This window comes from Pseudonocardia sp. NPDC049154 (assembly GCF_040648315.1).
In the GTDB taxonomy this organism is placed as follows: domain Bacteria; phylum Actinomycetota; class Actinomycetes; order Mycobacteriales; family Pseudonocardiaceae; genus Pseudonocardia.
Window position 1 is genome coordinate 1 of record NZ_JBEZDN010000002.1, and the last position, 17072, is coordinate 17072.

General features: G+C 73.4%; 14 protein-coding genes and 2 pseudogenes. 13 read left to right on the plus strand and 3 right to left on the minus strand.

Annotation, left to right across the window (positions count from 1 at the left end; all coding sequences use genetic code 11):
* The 11 genes from AB0B41_RS01720 to AB0B41_RS01770 form a co-directional block, all read left to right on the plus strand.
* Positions 1-924: transporter (locus AB0B41_RS01720; RefSeq protein ID WP_358197789.1), on the plus strand; the 924-nt coding region annotated here is incomplete at its 5' end.
* A complete protein-coding gene (locus AB0B41_RS01725) occupies positions 921-1370 on the plus strand; it encodes an OB-fold domain-containing protein (protein ID WP_358197792.1) in 450 nt (149 codons plus the stop codon). The genes AB0B41_RS01720 and AB0B41_RS01725, both read left to right, overlap by 4 nt.
* A 59-nt stretch (positions 1371-1429) precedes the next feature.
* The gene (locus AB0B41_RS01730) at positions 1430-2635 is read left to right on the plus strand and encodes a CoA transferase (protein WP_358197794.1); all 1206 of its coding nucleotides are present in this window, start codon (positions 1430-1432) and stop codon (positions 2633-2635) included.
* 145 nt (positions 2636-2780) lie between these two features.
* Positions 2781-3611: an ABC transporter ATP-binding protein gene (locus AB0B41_RS01735; protein ID WP_358197796.1), complete on the plus strand. Its 831-nt coding sequence runs from the start codon at positions 2781-2783 to the stop codon at positions 3609-3611.
* Entirely contained in the window at positions 3604-4488 is an 885-nt protein-coding gene (locus AB0B41_RS01740; protein ID WP_358197798.1) for an ABC transporter permease, read from the plus strand. The genes AB0B41_RS01735 and AB0B41_RS01740 overlap by 8 nt, the downstream gene beginning before the upstream one ends.
* A gap of 27 nt (positions 4489-4515) precedes the next feature.
* Entirely contained in the window at positions 4516-5577 is a 1062-nt protein-coding gene (locus tag AB0B41_RS01745; RefSeq protein ID WP_358197801.1) for an ABC transporter substrate-binding protein, read from the plus strand.
* Positions 5574-6722 carry a lipid-transfer protein gene (locus tag AB0B41_RS01750; protein ID WP_358197805.1) on the plus strand — a complete coding sequence of 383 codons (1149 nt, stop codon included), beginning with the start codon at positions 5574-5576 and terminating at the stop codon, positions 6720-6722. The genes AB0B41_RS01745 and AB0B41_RS01750 overlap by 4 nt, the downstream gene beginning before the upstream one ends.
* A gap of 2 nt (positions 6723-6724) precedes the next feature.
* Positions 6725-7120, plus strand: a complete 396-nt coding sequence (locus AB0B41_RS01755; RefSeq protein WP_358198185.1) for an OB-fold domain-containing protein — start codon at positions 6725-6727, stop codon at positions 7118-7120.
* A gap of 70 nt (positions 7121-7190) precedes the next feature.
* Positions 7191-9992, plus strand: a complete 2802-nt coding sequence (locus AB0B41_RS01760; RefSeq protein ID WP_358197807.1) for a BTAD domain-containing putative transcriptional regulator — start codon at positions 7191-7193, stop codon at positions 9990-9992.
* Positions 9993-10052: 60 nt separating this feature from the next.
* On the plus strand, positions 10053-11258 hold the full coding sequence (locus tag AB0B41_RS01765; RefSeq protein ID WP_358197809.1) for a CoA transferase: 1206 nt from the start codon (positions 10053-10055) through the stop codon (positions 11256-11258).
* Positions 11258-12061, plus strand: a complete 804-nt coding sequence (locus AB0B41_RS01770) for an SDR family oxidoreductase (protein ID WP_358197811.1) — start codon at positions 11258-11260, stop codon at positions 12059-12061. The genes AB0B41_RS01765 and AB0B41_RS01770 overlap by 1 nt, the downstream gene beginning before the upstream one ends.
* 27 nt (positions 12062-12088) lie before the next feature.
* On the opposite strand, the pseudogene AB0B41_RS01775 reads toward AB0B41_RS01770, so the two are convergent.
* The 3 genes and pseudogenes from AB0B41_RS01775 to AB0B41_RS01785 form a co-directional block, all read right to left on the minus strand.
* Positions 12089-12408 (minus strand): annotated as a pseudogene (locus tag AB0B41_RS01775) (transposase).
* A gap of 283 nt (positions 12409-12691) precedes the next feature.
* Positions 12692-13183 (minus strand): annotated as a pseudogene (locus AB0B41_RS01780) (transposase); the annotation flags it as partial.
* A 260-nt stretch (positions 13184-13443) separates the two neighbouring features.
* Positions 13444-14262: a phytanoyl-CoA dioxygenase family protein gene (locus tag AB0B41_RS01785; RefSeq protein WP_358197813.1), complete on the minus strand. Its 819-nt coding sequence runs from the start codon at positions 14260-14262 to the stop codon at positions 13444-13446.
* 102 nt (positions 14263-14364) lie between these two features.
* Between AB0B41_RS01785 and AB0B41_RS01790 the strand changes: the two genes are divergently transcribed.
* Together AB0B41_RS01790 and AB0B41_RS01795 are read left to right on the plus strand one after the other, a co-directional pair.
* Positions 14365-15837 (plus strand): AMP-binding protein, encoded by a 1473-nt coding sequence (locus tag AB0B41_RS01790; RefSeq protein WP_358198187.1) that lies wholly within the window; start codon positions 14365-14367, stop codon positions 15835-15837.
* A complete protein-coding gene (locus tag AB0B41_RS01795) occupies positions 15834-17063 on the plus strand; it encodes a CoA transferase (RefSeq protein WP_358197815.1) in 1230 nt (409 codons plus the stop codon). The genes AB0B41_RS01790 and AB0B41_RS01795 overlap by 4 nt, the downstream gene beginning before the upstream one ends.
* The last annotated feature ends 9 nt before the right edge of the window (positions 17064-17072 follow it).

The window sequence follows — 17072 nt, forward strand, 5'->3', positions numbered from 1 at the left end:
GTCGCCATCGCCGCCGCGGCGATCGCGGCGGGTCTGGCGGACTGCGTCGTCGCCTACCGCGGCTGCCGGCAGGGCGAGGTCGGCCGGTTCGGTCGGGGCGTCGGCTACGGCGGCGCGGGCGGGCCGGAGATCTCCGGCTACGAGCTCGGCGGGGCGGCGATGGGGCCCTACGGGGCCTTCGCCGCGCCGCACAAGTACGCGCTGCGGGCCCAGCGGATGCTCGACGAGCACGGGATCGGCCAGGCCACCATGCGGGCGGTCGCGATGGCGGCCTACCACCATGCCCAAGCCAACCCCGCGGCCGTCATGCGCGGGCGCACGCTCTCGGCCGAGCAGTACGACGAGTCGCGCTGGATCGCCGAGCCCTACCACCTCTACGACTGCTGCCAGGAGTCCGACGCCGCTGCGGCGATCCTGCTGGTCTCGGCGGAACGGGCGCGCTCGCTGCGGCAGGACCCGGTCTATGTGCTGGCCGCAGGCCAGTCCGGCGAGTACCGGTCCGGCGCCGGCGGTGAGAACACCCCGAGCCTGGCGACCGCGGGCTACTCGTCCCTGGCGAAGCGGCTCTACGCCGACGCCGGAGTCACCGTCGCGGACGTCGACGCCTTCCAGGTCTACGACAACTTCACGGCCGGTGTGGTCATGGGACTGGTGGAGATGGGCGTCTGTAGCTACGCCGACGCGGACGACGTGCTGACCGTCGAGAACCTGGTGGCGCCGGACGGGGTCGCCCCGCTCAACACCAGCGGCGGCAACTTCGCCGAGGCCTACATCCTCGGGATGGGCCACCACCTGGAGGCGGTGCGCCAGCTGCGCGGGACCTCGGCCAACCAGGTTCCCGGGGCCGCCGTGAGCGCGGCGATGGGCGGCCCGATGACGTCGCTGACCAGCGGCGTCCTCTACGGCACGGAGGCGGTCCTGTGACGATCCCCGACCTGGGGGCCGACGCCCTGCCGCAGGTCCTCGGCAAGCCGGTCCCGCTGCCGTCGGGCCTGGACCGGCCGTTCCACGAGGGGCTGGTCGCCCACCGCCTCGTGGTGCAGCGCTGCGCGTGCGGGACGTGGCAGTGGCCGCCCGAGGTCATCTGCCATCGCTGCCACGGCTTCGACCCGGCCTGGGTCGAGACCGAGCCCGAGGGCGTCCTCTACACGTGGACGCGGGTGTGGCACCCCGCCCGCGAGGAGCTCCGCGACGCGGTCCCCTACGTGGTCGCGGTGGTGGAGCTGCCCGCCGCGGGCGGCATCCGGCTCGTCGGCAACCTCCTGCTCGACGACGTCGGCGCGGCCGAGATCCGCACGGGCACGCCGGTGCGCGGCGTCTTCGCCGACCAGGCGGGCTACACCCTGCTCCAGTGGTGCCCCCGCGACTAACGAGCGACGTAACGCGCACCACCGACCATCTGTGGCGTGCCGAGGAGAGGCGAGAAGCGGTGAGCGACACACGCACCGGCCCGCTGGCCGGGATCAGGGTGGTCGAGCTGGCGCAGTGGGTCTTCGTGCCCAGCGCCGCGGCGATCCTGGCCGATCTGGGTGCCGACGTGGTGCGCATCGAGCACCCCGTGCACGGCGACCCGTACAACGCGCTGACCACCGCGGGCGCGAAGAACGGGGCGAGCGCACAGTCCGCCCGCTCGGCCCAGGCCAACCGGGGCAAGCGCAGCATCGGGATCGACCTGCGCAAGCCTGGCGGTCGCGAGCTGGCCTACACGCTCGTCCGCGAGGCGGACGCCTTCCTCACCAGCTTCCGCGCCGACGCGCTGGGCCGGCTGGGCATGTCGGAGGCCCACCTGAAGGCTCTGAACCCGCGCCTGGTCTACGCCCGCGGGGACGCGTTCGGACCGGAAGGCCCCGACAGCGCCCTGCCCGGCTACGACATCACGGCCTTCTGGGCGCGTGGCGGCGTCGGTGCACTCGTCACCGACCCCGACGCGAGCCAGGTCGCCCGCCAGCCCCCGTCCTTCGGCGACCGGATCGCCTCCGTCGGCCTGGCCTGCGGGGTCATGGCCTCGCTGCTCGGCCGTGAGCGCGGTCTGGCGCCGGAACCGGTCAGCTCCTCGCTGATGGCCGCGGCCGCCTGGGTCACGGCCAGCGAGATCATCAGCCACGACCCCTCCGCGGGGCCGGGGGCGCGGGTCGCGGTGCCGCCGCTGACGGGGTCCTACCGATGCGCGGGCGGCGGTTGGATCATGCTGAACCTGATGCAGTCGGACCGCTACTGGGATGACTTCTGCAAGCACCTCGGCGCGCCCGAGCTCCGGCTCGACGAGCGGTTCGGCGACGGCCCCAGCCGGGACGCCCACGCCGCGGAGCTGCGGACCGCACTCGAGGCGGTGTTCGCCCGCCGTACCCGCGACGAGTGGTCCGCCGCGTTCGCGACCTTCGACGGGCCGTGGGCGCCGGTCCAGGACGTCACGGAGCTGGCGGACGACCCGCAGATCGTGGCCAACGGCTTCGTCCGCCCCGTCCCGGAGATCGACGGCATGCGGCTCGTCCGCGCCCCCTTCACCGTGGGGGAGGTGGCCGACACCCTGCCCCGCGGCCCCGAGCTGGGCGAGCACACCGAGACGGTGCTGCTCGACGCGGGCGTGGAGTGGGACGAGATCGAGAAGCTGAAGGACGCGGGCGTCATCACCTGACCGCCCGCCTTGTCGAAGAGCCCCGCCTGCCGGCGGGGCTCTTCGTCGTTCATGCCGCCTGAGCAGCCATAACGCCCCCGTAACGACGATCCGGTCGGATGAGGGAGCACCACGATGGAGCGGTGCGGAGCTGGAGGTGGCATCGGTGATCCGGAATCCTCTTCCCGTCGCGGACCGGGCCCCGGCTGCGGCGCGGCCGGTGAAGATCGCGGTGGCCGGGGTCGAGAAGCGGTTCGACGCCAGGAAGCGCGTCGTGCACGCCCTGGGCCCGCTCGACCTGGAGATCGGGTCGGGTGAGTTCGTGTGCCTGGTCGGCCCCTCGGGCTGTGGCAAGTCGACGCTGCTGCGACTGCTGGCGGGCCTGGCCCGGCCCAGCGCGGGCGACGTCCGGATCGGGGTCCGGGACCCCGAGCGCCCGCTCACCGCCATGGTCTTCCAGGACTACAGCATCTACCCCTGGAAGACGGTGCGGCAGAACGTCGAGTACCCGCTCCTGGTGAACGGTCTGTCCAAGGCCGAACGCCGGGCCCGGGCCGACCAGTGGCTCGACCGGACGGGCCTGGCCGCGTTCGCGGACAGCCACCCGGCGCAGCTCTCCGGCGGGATGAAGCAGCGGGTGTCGATCGCGCGGGCCTTCGCCATGGAGCCGGAGATCCTGCTGATGGACGAGCCGTTCGCGGCCCTCGACGCGCAGATGCGCTTCGTCCTGCAGGACGAGCTGCTGCAGCTCTGGCAGGAGCACCGGCGGACCGTCCTGTTCATCACCCACAACCTCGACGAGGCGCTGCTGCTCGGTGACCGGGTGGCCGTGATGAGCGCCCGGCCCGGCCGGGTGATCGCGGACCTGGAGGTCCCGTTCGCCCGGCCGCGCACCGGGGAGATCCGCGGGTCCGCGGAGTTCGCAGCGCTGGAGCAGCAGCTGTGGCACCTGCTGCGTGACGAGGTCGAGGCGACCCGGGGAGCGAGCGATGTCTGAGCTGATGGACCGGCCCGCGAACGGGCTGGCCGAGGGCGACTGGAGCTCGGTGGTGGCCCGGACCCCCGGTCCGGCCGACCTGGACCCGGCCCGCCACGCCGCCCGTCGTCGCCGCCGGGACCACGCCCTGCGGATCGGGGCGCCGCTGCTCCTGCTGCTGGTCTGGCAGCTCGTCTCGATGACCGGGGTCCTGTCCCCGAACCTGTGGCCCTCGCCGGCGAAGGTCTTTGGGGCGTTCCTGGAGATGCTGCGGATCGGCCTGCTGCAGGAGGCGACGCTGGAGAGCATGCACCGGCTGCTCGTCGGGTACGCGGTGGGTGCGGTGGCGGGGTTCGTCGTCGGGCTCGCGCTGGGGGAGATCCGCCCGCTTCGGGTCGCCCTCGTCCCGATCGTCAGCGCCCTCTACACGGTGCCCAAGCTCGCGATCCTGCCCCTGCTCCTGCTGATCTTCGGGCTCGGCGACGCGCCCAAGATCATCCTGATCGCGATGGGCGTGTTCTTCATCCTCGCCATCTCCACGGTCGCGAACGTGATCGGGGTGGCCGAGTCCGACCGCGAGCCCGCGGCCTCCTTCCGCTCCTCATGGCTGCAGACGCAGGTGCACGTGGTGATCCCGGCGATCGTCCCGGGCACGTTCACGGCCCTGCGGATCGCCTGCGGAAACGCCCTGCTCATCCTCGTCGGCATGGAGTTCATCCAGGGCGAGAGCGGGCTGGGCTACCTGATCTGGAACTCCTGGCAGCTGTACCGCGCCGACCGGATGTACGTCGGCATCGTCGTGGTCGCCGTGCTCGGCGCGCTGTTCCAGTCCCTCGTCGGCTGGGTCGGGCAGCGCCTCGCCCCCTGGGCACAGCTCACCGACCGCACCCCCGTCTGACCTCCGAGAGAGGGCACCACCATGACCGTGATCGCCCGTAGGATCCTGACCGGCGCGGGCGCCGTGCTGCTCGCCGCCGTCCTCGCCGCGTGCGGTGGCACCGCGAGCCCCGGAGCCGGCACCGCCGCCGACGGCGGGAGCGGGCTCGACCCGCAGCCGCTGCCGCAGAAGGAGAAGGTCGTCGTCGGCACGTCGGCGCGGCTGGAGACCTTCCTCGCGATGATGTTCGCCCAGGAGAACGGCGAGTTCGCCAAGGAGAACCTCGAGGTCGACATTCAGATCGTGCCGCCCAACGACAGCACGATCCTGCTGACCCAGGGCCAGCTCGACGTCGTCGCCACCGGGACCAGCGCGGTCAACTTCAACGCGATGGCCGCCGGCGCCCCGCTGCGCGGCGTCTTCCCGGGCTCGGTGCCGCTCCCGGAGTCGAAGGAGGGCCTCTGGCTGCGCAAGGAGGTGCTCGGCGCGGACGGGCAGTTCCAGCCGGCGGACCTGAAGGGCAAGAGGATCGCGACCCTCGGCGGGAACGTCGGGGTAAACCAGGCCTACATGTGGAAGATGCTCAAGGAGCAGGACCCGACCTTCCAGCTCTCCGACCTGAAGTTCGAGCGGATCGCGGCCGCCGACATGTCCAGCGCGGTGACCGGCGGGGCCGTCGACGGCGGCGTGATGATCTCCCCGTCCTGGGAGCCCCTGGTCGACGACGGCTGCTGCGTCAACGTCGGCTACAGCCCGCCCTACGGCAGCTCGTTCTACGCGTTCGGCCCCGCGCTGCTCGACGAGCGCCCCGCCGTCGGCCAGGCATTCGTCCGTGCGCTCGCGCGCACACAGAAGGAGTACCTGCAAGGCAACTTCCACGCCGACCCGGCGAAGGCCGCCGAGACGGCGAAGGTGCTGCAGTCCACGGTGGAGCGGGTGCAGCGCGAGCCCGCGCCCACCTTCTCGACGAGCTGGCCGATGCCGACCGAGATGGCCGACATCTCGCAGGACTACCTGTTCCAGGTCGGTGGCATCCTGTCCTATGAGCAGCCGCTGACCAGCGAGCAGATCTACGACATGCGGTTCATCGACAACCTGAACGCCGGATGAGCGGCCTGCGCGACGCCGCCGCGGTCGCCGGCATCGGGTGGACGCCGCTCACGAAGCACTCCGGCGTCACCCCACTCGCCCTCGCGGTGAAGGCGGTGCTCGCCGCCCTCGACGACGCGGGGCTCGACCCCGCCGAGGTCGACGGCATCGGCACCCACCACCTCGGCGACACCGCGCAGGTCCACGAGGTCGCCAAGGCGCTGGGGCTGGGCGGGATCGGCTGGTTCTCCGAGGAGTACGGCGGGGGGAACCGCTTCCCCGCCCTCCTCGGGGCGGCGTCGTTGGCCGTCGCGACCGGTGCGGCGCGGAACGTGGTGCTCTACCGCGCGCTGAACGGACGGTCCGGCGTACGGATGGGCGGCACGAGCCGCCCGATGCCCGGACCCGACCTCCAGTGGCAGCAGCCCTACGGGATCCTCACCCCGGCCCACAACTACGCCTTCGCCGCCCGGATGCACATGGAGCGCTACGGCACCACGCACGCTCAGCTCGGCGCGGTCGCGGTGCAGCAGCGGGCGGCGGCGGCGCTCAACGAGCGGGCCATGATGCGGACCCCGCTGACCCTCGACGACTACCTGGCCGCCCCCGAGATCGTCGACCCGTTCCGGCTCTACGACTACTGCCTGGAGACCGACGCGGCGTGCGCCGTGCTGGTCACCACGACCGAGCGGGCCCGGGACCTGCGCCGGCCACCGGTCGCCGTCCGCGGATGGGCGGCCCGGCTGGGCCCGGACGACCTCACCAAGACCGACCTCACGACGAGCGCGGCGGCCGAGCTCGCGCCGCGGCTGTACTCGAGGGCGGGCGTCGGGCCCGACGAGGTAGACCTCGCCCAGTTCTACGACGCCTTCAGCTTCACCGTGCTGGTCCAGGCCGAGGACTACGGGCTCTGTGCGAAGGGCGAGGGCGGCCCGTTCGTCGAGTCCGGGGCCACCGCCCTCGGCGGTCGGGTCCCGGTGAACACCCACGGCGGCTTCCTGTCGGAGGGGTACGTGCACGGGATCAACCACGTCTGCGAGGCGGTGTCGCAGCTGCGGGGCGAGGCGGGCGCCCGCCAGGTGCCGGGGGCGGAGATCGCGCTGGTCACCGCCCAACCGGGCTTCCTGACGGGCGGGACCTCCGCGGCGATCCTGGCGGCGGCGTGAGCATGTACCCGCCCCAGCAGATCGACGCGGACTCCCAGCCCTTCTGGGGCCACACCCGTCGCCACGAACTCCGCTGCCAACGCTGCACGGCGTGCGGACGGCTGCGGTTCCCCGCGGCCCCGCTCTGTCCGACCTGCCGCGGCGCCGATGCGGAGTGGGAGGCGCTGTCGGGCCGCGGGGTGCTGCGGAGCTGGACGGTGACCCACCGGATCGCCCATCCCGCGTTCGCTGCGCAGGTCCCCTACACCTCGGTGCTGGTGGAGCTCGCCGAGCAGGAGGGCCTGCTCCTCTACGGGATGCTCTCCGAGCCCGGCCCGCTCGTGGCGGGTGCGCCGGTCGAGGCGGTGTTCGTGGACGGCGAGACGGAGTCCATCGTGCGGTGGCGACTCGCTCCGTAACGAGGTCCTTAACGCGGGAGGACCTAGTGTCGTCCGGGTCACACCGTAACGACGCGTGGAGGACGAGCACATGGGAGTGCACGCTCCGGGACGGGACGAGCGGCCGGTCGCCGCGCGACGGATCGGTGACCGGCTCGCGACCGCGCTCGACCGGGCCAGGATCGTCGAGGTGGTCGCCGGGCCGGGGTGGGGCAAGTCCACCCAGCTGCGCGAGTTCGCCCGCGGCCGGGACGCCGAGGTCGTCGAGCTGACCGGCCCGGTGCGGACGACCGACGTCGCCGCGCTCGGACCGGACGGGCCCGGCGGACTCCTGGTCCTCGACGGCGCCGAGCACCTGCTCTGCGTGCCCGGGGTGGTCGAGGCCTTCGCCCGCAGGCTCGCCGCGACGGACCGCCGCGTCCTGGTGGGTACCCGGCGGCACCTGCGGGTGCTGTCCGCCGCCGTGGCCGACGGCACGGCGCACGTCCTCACCGAGCGCGACCTGCGGCTGACCGACGACGAGGTGCACGCCCTCGCCCGGCGGCGTGGCCGGACCGCGGCGGAGGCGGTGTCGATCAGCGCGGCCATGGGCGGGTGGCCCGCGGGGACCGCGCTGCTCGCCCGCTTCCCCACGACCGACGCGACCCCGCAGGACCTGCTCGCCGACTATCTCGACGGCCACGTCCTCGACGGGCTCGGCGCGGCCGAGCGGGACTTCCTGGTCACCGTCTCGGTACTGGACCGGGTCACGTTCGAGGGGGCCGCCGCGCTCGTCGGCGTCACGCGCGCGGAGGTCTGCTGGGCCGCCGTCCGCGCCCGCCACCTGCCCCTGGTCACCGTCACCGACGACGAGCTGCGCATCGCGCGACCGCTGCTGGCCCGCCTGCGTGCGGCGCTGTCGGTCGCGCCGACGCAGGCCCGCGGGCTCCGGCGCCGCTGGGCGAACCACCTGGTCTCGGTGCGGCGCTTCGGCGAGGCCGCCCGTGTGCTGCTCGACCAGGGGGACACCGAGCTCGCCGTCTGTGCGGTCGAGGCCGAGGTGCGGACGATCGACGAGGACCCTGCCCGCTGGGCCGCCCTGTCGGCGCTGCTCGAACGGCTCGACGAGGACCTCGTGCACGAGCGCGCCCTGCTGGTCAGCGGCCGGCTGCGGTGCCTGCACCGCGAGCAGCGCATGGACGAGGCGATCGCGCTGGTCCGCCGGCTGGAGGCCGAGGGCCGGATGGGGGACGTGGCCCGGGCCGATCCCTGCGTCGTCGCGTTCATGGGCTGGACGATGGCGCACCGCCCCCGGGAGGCCGAGTACTTCCTCGACGCCTATGAGGGCGACCAGAACGTCCACCCGGTCCGGTTCATGATCGGCGCCTCGTCCGGGGTCGACGCCGTGTCCCCGCCGGTCCAGGTCACCTGGGGCTCGTTCGACCCGATCGTCGGTTGGGGCCTGGTCTGGCAGGGCCGGCTGGCCGAGGTGGTCACCTCGGCGTTCGCCACGCCGGAGGGCACCCGGGACAACGCCAACCTCGTCCTGGCCTCGCTCTGGGGTGATCGGCCCGAGATGGCCGAGGAGGCGTGGCGGCGGATCCCGCCTGAGCGCCGCGAGCGGCCGCACGCCACCTACGCGCGGGCGGCCATGCACCTCGCCGCGGGCCGCGACGACGAGGCCTTCCGGGTGATCCGGGACGGCCTCCCCGCCGCCCGAGAGTCCGGTGGCGGGATCCGGCACCGCATCCTCGCCGGGTTCGTCCTGCTGCGAAGCGACGCCGTCGACGCCGTCGACGACGCCGCCCTGACCCTCGACGCCTGCCTGCGGGAAGCCGACCAGACCGGCCAACGGGGCCTCGCCGAGTTCGCCGGGATCCTGCTCGCCGCCGCCCGCCTCGCCCAGGGCAGACCCGGCGACGCCGCGGCCGTGCTGGACACGGCCCTGACCTCCCTGCGCCGCGGTCGGCGCCACCTGCTGCTCGGGACCGCGGCGGTGCTGGCGGCGGAGGCGGGCAGCCGGCTCGGTCGTCCCGACGACGGCGGGCTGTCGGTGGCCGCGCTCCGTGCCGAGTCGGGCGACCGGGGCAGCTCCTGGTGGGAGGCACAGGCGTACCGGCTCGCCGCCCGCGGCCGTCCCGCGGTCGCGGTCGCCCCCGTCGAACATGCCCCCGTCACCGCGACGTCGCGGCCAGTGCGGGTGCGGATCCATCCGTTCGGCGACCGGCCCCACCTCACCGTGGACGGGGTGGAGGCCCCCATCCGCAGGCTCAAGCTCATCGAGCTCGCGGCCGACCTGGCCCATCATCCCGAGGGCGCGGAGCGCTCGGTACTGCAGGCCCGCCTGTTCCCGGAGGGGGACCGTGGCCGCAGCGCCAACCACTTCCGGCAGGTGCTGTTCAAGCTCCGCGAGGCCACCGGGCTCGCCCCGGACGCCACCGGCCCCGGGCGCATCGTCCTGCCGCCGGGACAGGTCGAGTCCGACGACCGGGTGTTCGAGGACCTGGTCCGCCGAGCACGGGACGCGAGCCCGGCGGAGGCGCCCACGCTGCTCAAGTCTGCCCTGGACCTGGTCACCGGCCCGTTCCTGCCGGCGAGCGACCTCGAGTGGGTGGCCGACCGCAGGCACTACCTCGACGTCCTTTTCACCGATTCGGTCATGGCTCTGATCCGGGCCGCCACAGCTGCGGGCAAATCCCTCGAGCCCGCCGCGGAACCCGAGGAGATCGTGGACACCTGCAAGCGGCTCATCGCGGTCAACCCCTACGGCGTCGACGCCTACGCCCTGCTCATCCGCACCCACCTCCGTCTCGGCAACCGCGCCGCCGCCGTCGCCTGCTACCGCTCGGCGGTGACCGCACTGTCGGAAATCGGGCTGGAGCCGCCCACCGAACTGGCGGTCCTGGTGCGATAACGCGGGCATAACAGCGGCTCGGGAGGGTGGCGGCACGCCCGACCCGAAGGAGCCGCACCCATGTCCGCACCTCACGACCAGCCGGGGGCGACCCTGGCCGGCATCCGCGTCGTCGAGTTGGCCCAGTACGTGTTCGTGCCGAGCGTGGGCGCGGTGCTCGCCGACCTCGGGGCGGACGTCATCCGCGTCGAGCACCCGACACAGCCCGACCCCTACCGAGGGCTGCGGACGCAGGGTGCGGACAACTCCGACGCGGGCCGGGCCGGGCGCTGGGCCCAGACCAACCGGGGCAAGCGCAGCCTGGGACTCGATCTGAAGAGCGAGACCGGGCGCGCGGTGCTGCACCGACTCGCGGCCGGCGCCGACGTGGTCCTGACGAGCTTCCGGCCCGCGGCGCTGCGCAGGCTCGGCGCCACCGCCAAGGAGCTGACCGCGCTCAACCCGCGCCTCGTGTTCGCCCGTGGGGACGCGTTCGGACCGGCCGGGCCGGACGGCGACACCCCCGGCTACGACATCACCGCGTTCTGGGCCCGCGGCGGCATCGGGGACCTGCTCACCGATCCCGGCGCGCCGACGCTGGCCCGGCAGCCCGCCGCGTTCGGCGACCGGATCGCCGCCGTCGGGCTGGTCGCCGGCGTGCTGGCCGCCCTGCAGCGGCGGGAGCGCACCGGACTCGGCGGGGAGGTCACCACCTCGCTGCTCGACGCCGCGGCCTGGGTCGCCTCCGGGGAGCTCGTGGCCCCGACGACAGCGGCCGCGGCACGCGGCGGGTTCGCGCCGCTGGTGGGTCACTACCGCTGCGCCGACGACCGCTGGATGACGATCAGCGTGCTGCAGGCGGCTCGGCACTGGGCGCCGCTGTGCACCGTGCTCGGCCGCCCTGAATTGACCGACGACCCGCGGTTCGCCACCGACGAGGCCCGCGCGGCACACCCCGGCGAGCTCCGGGGCGTGCTCGAGGATCTGTTCCGCACCCGCACTCAGGCGGAGTGGTGCGCCACCTTCGCCGGGTTCGAGGGATCGTGGGCTCCGGTCCAGACCGTGGCGGAACTCGCCGACGACCCGCAGGTGGCGGCGAACGAGATCCTGCGCCCGCTCGAGGACGGCCCCGGCCGGGTGGTGCGGGCCCCGTTCCGGCTCGACGAGGTCGCGCCGCCCGGCCGCCGGGGTCCGGAACCGGGCGAGCACACTGAGGAGGTCCTGCTCGACGTGGGCTACGACTGGCCCGAGATCGGCGCGCTCAAGGCGGCGGGGGCGGTGACCTGATGTTCGACCTGATCGACAAGGTCGCGGTCGTCGCGGGCGGGGCCACGGGCATCGGCGGACGTACCGCGGAGGTGTTCGCGGCCGCGGGAGCGAAGGTGGTGGTCGGCGACCTCGCCGTGGACGCCGGTCGCGAACGTGCCGCGGCGATCCGGGCGGCGGGCGGGGACGCGCTGTTCGTCCCGGTCGACGTGGGGGACCCGGCTGCCGTCGAGGGGCTGGTGTCCGCGGCCGTCGAGCACTACGGCCGGCTCGACGTGTTGCACAACAACGCAGCCGCCCTGCACCTGTTCCGCCGCGACGTGCCCCTCGCCGACATGGACGTCGACGCGTGGGACGAGATCATGCGGATCAACCTGCGGGGCGTGATGCTCGGGTGCCGGGCGGCGATCCCGCACATGGTCGCGGGAGGCGGCGGGTCGATCATCAACACGGCGTCGAGCCGGGCCTTCACCGGGACCGTCGACTCCGCGGGGTACGGCACGTCCAAGCTCGCCGTCGTCGGGTTGACCCGGTACGTGGCGACCCAGTACGGCAAGCAGGGCGTGCGCTGCAACGCGATCGCGCCCGGCGTGGTCGTGACCGAGCGGGCGGCGGCGCGGATGGGCGACGCCGAGTACGCCGGGATCCTGCGGCACTACCTCACCCCGCGGCTGGGGACCCCGGACGACGTCGCGGCCTGCGCGCTCTGGCTCGCCTCGGACGCGGCCGGCTTCGTGACCGGCCAGGTGATCAACGTGGACGGTGGCCTGGGCGCGCACCAGCCCAACTTCGCCGAGCTGTCGGATCTCGCCGGGCGCGGGTGAGGCACCACGCCCGGCGAGGGGACGCTCCTATGGTTTGTCAAGCCGCGTGGGGTGTTCGAGCTGTCGGTAGAGTTGGCGGGTGATGTAGCGCTTGAGGCAGCGGCGGATCTCGGGGTCGGTCTTGCCTTGGGTGCGGCGGCGTTCGGCGTAGGCGCGGGTGTCGGGGTCGTAGCGCAGCCGTGAGACGGCGATGGTGTGGATGGCGCGGTTGAGCTGGCGGTCTCCGTAGCGGTTGAGCCGGTAGCGCACCGTCTTCCCGCTGCTCGCGGGACGGGTGCGGTGCCGGCGAGCATGGCGAATGCGCCGTCGTCTCGGCAGCGACCCGCATGTGACCAGGCGGCCAGCACGGTGGCGGCGGTGATCGGGCCGACCCCGGGCAAGGGGGAGCAGGTCCGGGCGCCAGGACCGCACGATCGCCCGGATCGCCTTCTCGTGCTCGCCGGCCTCGGTGTCCAGATCGCGGATGCGGCGGGCGAGGCTGCGCAGGGCGGTCATCGCGGTGAACGCGTGGACGTCGTCGGCGGCGGTGTGCGGGCGCAGCTTGGCCGCGGTCGAGATCATCACGACGATGCTCTGCCCGCGGAAACGGTCCCGGACCTGTTCCGGGGCGGTGATCACCAGGGCGCGTAGCTGCCGTTGCGCGTCGGCGCCCGCTTCGACCGCGCCGCGGCGCACGGTCAGCAGCATCTGCAGCGCCGCCCGCTCCGCGCCGGTCTTGGGCTGGGCCAGCCTCGTGCGGGACAGGGCCTCGCGGGCGGCGCGGGCGGCGCGGGCGGCGTCGAGCGGGTCGGACTTGCGCCCACCCCGACGGGCGGGACGTCCGGGCCGATCGAGCTCGACCACCAGCTCCTCGGCCTCGACGAGGTGGCGGGCCAGGCCGGCGCCGTAGCCGCCGGTGCCCTCGATCGCCCAGGCCCGCAGCCCGGCGTGGGTGTCGGCGAACTCGACCAGCTCGGCGTACCCATCGGCGTCCGCGGACACCGTCACCGTCGCCAGCGGAGCACCGGTCGCCGCGGTGACCGCTGCAGCGCTGTAGGTGTCGGTGTGGGTGTCCACGCCGATAACCAGGTCCACGAGCTCGGCCAGCCTGGATTTCTCGGTCGGTTCTGTCAGCATGGACATCTGCGTTCTCCTTGCCGGGAGGGACGTGGAAGGTCCCGGTCCCGGCTCGGAGCCGGCAAGACTGTGACGGGACACGCCAGCTGCTACTGGCGGTCAAGCTCGGAGATCAGGCCAGCTACTCCGACCCGGGACCGGCGCCGACGACAACAGGTGGGCAAGTCCCGTCTAAGACACCCGCAGGGCCAGTCAGACCAAGAGCCACACCTGCTGCCGTCGATCGCCAGCCCACCATCACCGGACCGGCTACGCCAGCCTCGCAGTCAGTCCCGGCCGACCCGGAAGAAGTCGGGGACCTCGGCGAACCGGCTGCCCGGCGCCATCCCGAAGCTCGAGTAGTGCGGGTGCGGGGAGCCGGTGTAGAGCGTGTCGGCGCGGATGTAGCGCATGGTGAACGCCTCCCGGGCCCGCTCGGAGGTGTTCGCCGCGGCACCGTGGACGGTCAGGTCCCAGTGGACCTGCGCGTCGCCGGCCCGCATCGCGTGGCCGGCGGCGACCGCGCGCTCGCCCAGCGCCGGGTAGACCTCGCGGGGGTCGGACCCGAAGAAGCGGCCGAGCGGGCCCTCGCGGTGCGAGCCGTCGAGGTAGCGCAGCGGCCCCATGTCCGGCTCCATGTCGATCAGCGCGATCCAAATCGTGATCCCGCCCTGCCGGTCGAAGGGGAAGAACGGCAGATCCTGGTGGTAGCTCGTCTCGCCGCCCCCCGGGGGCTTGTAGAAGGACGAGTCCTGCACCAGCAGCGCCTCGTCCACCCCCATCAGCCGGACGGCGGCGCCCGCGACCCGCCGCGAGATGGCGAGGTCCCGGAAGAACGGGTGCTTCCAGGCCAGCCCCTCCTGCTTGCGCAGCGAGGACGCGGCCGCGGCGGACACGTCGCGGACGTAGACGGTCCCGCCCGGCTCGGGCGGCGGGCGGAAGTCGAGCTGGGCCAGCGGCACCCGGATGGCCTCGACGGCCTCGGCGCTGAGGAACCCGGGCAGCGAGACCCAGCCGTGCTCGCCGAACGAGCGGACCTGTTCGGCGGTGACGCCGTAGTCCTCGTCGAGCCCGATGTCCTGGGTGAGTTCGAAGGTGACGGTCATGGCCCCGACGGTGCCCCGAACCCGTTATCCGGGCGTTATGCCAGGTGAAGCCCGTCCTAACGCCCCGAGTAACGCCGCTGACCGAGCATCGGTGGCGTGCCGATGGAGACGAAGGAGCGGGACGACGTGGTGCTCGTGGCCTGGGACCTGACGCTCACCCGTGGCGAGGCCGACGCGGAGGTCGCGCGCCTCGCCGCCCGCCTGCGGACGGCGGCGGGCGGACGCCCGGTGGCGGTGCTGGCCAAGAACTCGGGCCGGGCACTCCTGGCCTACTCCGCGGTGATCCAGAGCGGGTCGCCGCTGGTCCCGCTGAACGCGCACCTGCGCCCGGCCGAGATCGCCCACATGCTGAGCGAGTCCGCGGCCGTCCTCCTGCTCGCCGGCCCCGAGCTGGTCGAGGCGGCCCGCGAGGCCGCCGCCGACCTGCCGGTCGACGTGCGCAGCTGGGCGGACTGGGACGCGTGGCTGGCCGGCCCGGGTGAGCCGGAGCGCGCGGAGCACACGGTGGCCGCGCCGATCCTGTTCAGCTCGGGCACCACGGGCCGCCCGAAGCGGACGCTCATGCCGCGGTCGATCTTCCCGCGCGGCGCCACCCTGGCCGGGTACCGGGCCTGGGCGGGGACCAACCGCTTCGTGGGCCACGGCCCGCACCTGGTGTCCGGCCCGCTGTACCACTCCGGGCCCATCCAGGCGACGGCCCTGCTGGCGGTGGGTGTCCCCGTGCACGTGCCACGCCGCTTCGACCCGGTGGCGATTCTCGAGACGATCGAGCGCGAGCGCATCGCCACCAGCCTCATGGTTCCGACGCACTTCGTCCGGCTGCTGCGCGCCCGGGACGAGAGCTCCCGCACCTTCGACGTGGGCTCGATCCGGTTGATCACCCAGACCGGCGCGGGCTGCCCCGAGGACGTCAAGCGCCAGATGATCGACTGGTGGGGCCCGGTGTTCTTCGAGACCTACGGCGGCACGGAGTCCGGTGGGGTCTGCGGCATCACCTCGCCGGAGTGGCTGGAGCGGCCGAACTCCGTCGGCCGAGCGCTGCCCGGCTATCGCGCACTCGCCGTGGACTCCTCCGGCGTCGAGCTCCCCGCGGGCGCCGAGGGGAAGCTGTACTTCGAGAACTCGAAGGGCTGGGGGATCGAGTACGAGGACGCCCCGGAGCTCACCGCCGCGGCGAACCTGCGCCCGGGCGTCTTCACCCTCGGCGAGATCGGTCGCGTCGACGCAGACGGGTACGTCTACCTCACCGATCGGGACAGCGACAAGATCGTCACGGGCGGGGTGAACATCTACCCGGCGGAGAGCGAGCGGGTGCTGATCGAGCACCCGGGGGTCGCGGACGTCGCGGTCATCGGGGTCGACCACCCCGAGATGGGGGAGGAGGCCCTCGCCCTGGTCGTCGTGGCGGAGGGGGCCGCACCGACCGAGGAGGAACTGGTGGCGTTCTGTCGGGAACGCCTGTCGTCGGTGAAGACGCCGCGGCGGGTGCGGTTCGTGGACACCGTGGACCGCAGCGTCATGGGCAAGATCAATCGGCGGGCGCTGCGGGCCAGGTACCAGGCGGTGCACCAGTGAGCGGCCCGCTGGAGGGGGTGACGGTCCTCGACCTCACCCGTGCGCTCTCCGGTCCCTACGCGACGCTGCTGCTCGGCGGCATGGGCGCCCGGGTCATCAAGGTGGAGCAGCCCGGATCCGGGGACGTGGCCCGGGGCAACGTGCCCTACCTGGGGCGGGACGGGGTGAACCGGCTCCCGCAGCACGACGACGACCTGTCGATCCCGTTCCTGGAGCGGTGCCGCGGGAAGCTGGGGGTCACCCTGGACTTCAAGCACCCCGACGCGATCGGGGTGTTCGACGACCTCGTATGTGAGGCCGACGTCGTCGTCGAGAACTTCAGCGCGGGCACCGCGGACCGGCTCGGGATCGGCTACGCCCACGCCCGGGAGGTGAACCCGCGCATCGTCTACACCTCGATCTCCGGGTTCGGGGGCGACGCCGCCGACAACGGCAAGGCCTACGACCTCACCATCCAGGCGCTGTCCGGGCTGACCATGGCGAACGGCCACACCGGTGAGGACCCGGTGCGCGTCGGACTCCCGTTGGGGGACATGACCGCGCCGCTGTTCGCGGTCATGGGAACCCTGGCGGCGGTGCTGCGGGCCCGGGAGACCGGACAGGGCCAGCACGTGGACGTGTCCATGCTCGGGGCGCTGACCTCGATGGTCGCCGTCGAGCCCTGGGGTGGGTACGCCGCCACCGGGATGGAGCCGCGGACCGGCAACTTCCTGAACCGGTTGGCCCCCTTCGGGATCTTCCGGGCCTTGGACGGCGAGGTCGCGATCTGCGCGGCGAACGACCGGTTCTTCGCCCGGCTCCCCGCCGCGATGGACATGCCCGAACTGCTGAAGGACCCGCGGTTCGCCCGGCGTGCCCCGCGGGCGGCCAACGCGGACGAGATCCACCGGATCGTCGGGGAGTGGGCCGCGGAGCTGACCGTCGCCGAGATCCACAAGAAGCTGGCCGCCGCGGACATCCCGGTGTCGGAGGTGCGGACGCCCCTGGAGGCGACCGCGGACCCGCAGGTGCTCGCCCGTGGCGAGACCGTGCCGCTCGAGCACCCCGACCACGGCGGCGCGGAGGGGCTCTACGGCAGCGGGATCCCGATCCTCTTCTCCGACACCCCGGCCGGCTTCTCCGGCCCGGCCCCCCACCTGGGCCAGCACAACGACCACGTGTACGGCGAACTCCTCGGGTACGGACCCGAGCGCGTCGCGCGGATGCGCGAACACGGCCTCGTCTAGAAAGGACAC

Excerpts from the sequence above, each read along its gene's own strand:
- AB0B41_RS01740 (WP_358197798.1), top strand. The coding sequence starts at position 3,604 with ATGTCTGAGCTGATGGACCGGCCCGCGAACGGGCTGGCCGAGGGCGAC.
- AB0B41_RS01750 (WP_358197805.1), top strand. The coding sequence starts at position 5,574 with ATGAGCGGCCTGCGCGACGCCGCCGCGGTCGCCGGCATCGGGTGGACG.
- AB0B41_RS01755 (WP_358198185.1), top strand. The coding sequence starts at position 6,725 with ATGTACCCGCCCCAGCAGATCGACGCGGACTCCCAGCCCTTCTGGGGC.
- AB0B41_RS01760 (WP_358197807.1), top strand. The coding sequence starts at position 7,191 with ATGGGAGTGCACGCTCCGGGACGGGACGAGCGGCCGGTCGCCGCGCGA.
- AB0B41_RS01765 (WP_358197809.1), top strand. The coding sequence starts at position 10,053 with ATGTCCGCACCTCACGACCAGCCGGGGGCGACCCTGGCCGGCATCCGC.
- AB0B41_RS01770 (WP_358197811.1), top strand. The coding sequence starts at position 11,258 with ATGTTCGACCTGATCGACAAGGTCGCGGTCGTCGCGGGCGGGGCCACG.
- AB0B41_RS01785 (WP_358197813.1), bottom strand. The coding sequence starts at position 14,262 with ATGACCGTCACCTTCGAACTCACCCAGGACATCGGGCTCGACGAGGAC.
- AB0B41_RS01790 (WP_358198187.1), top strand. The coding sequence starts at position 14,365 with ATGGAGACGAAGGAGCGGGACGACGTGGTGCTCGTGGCCTGGGACCTG.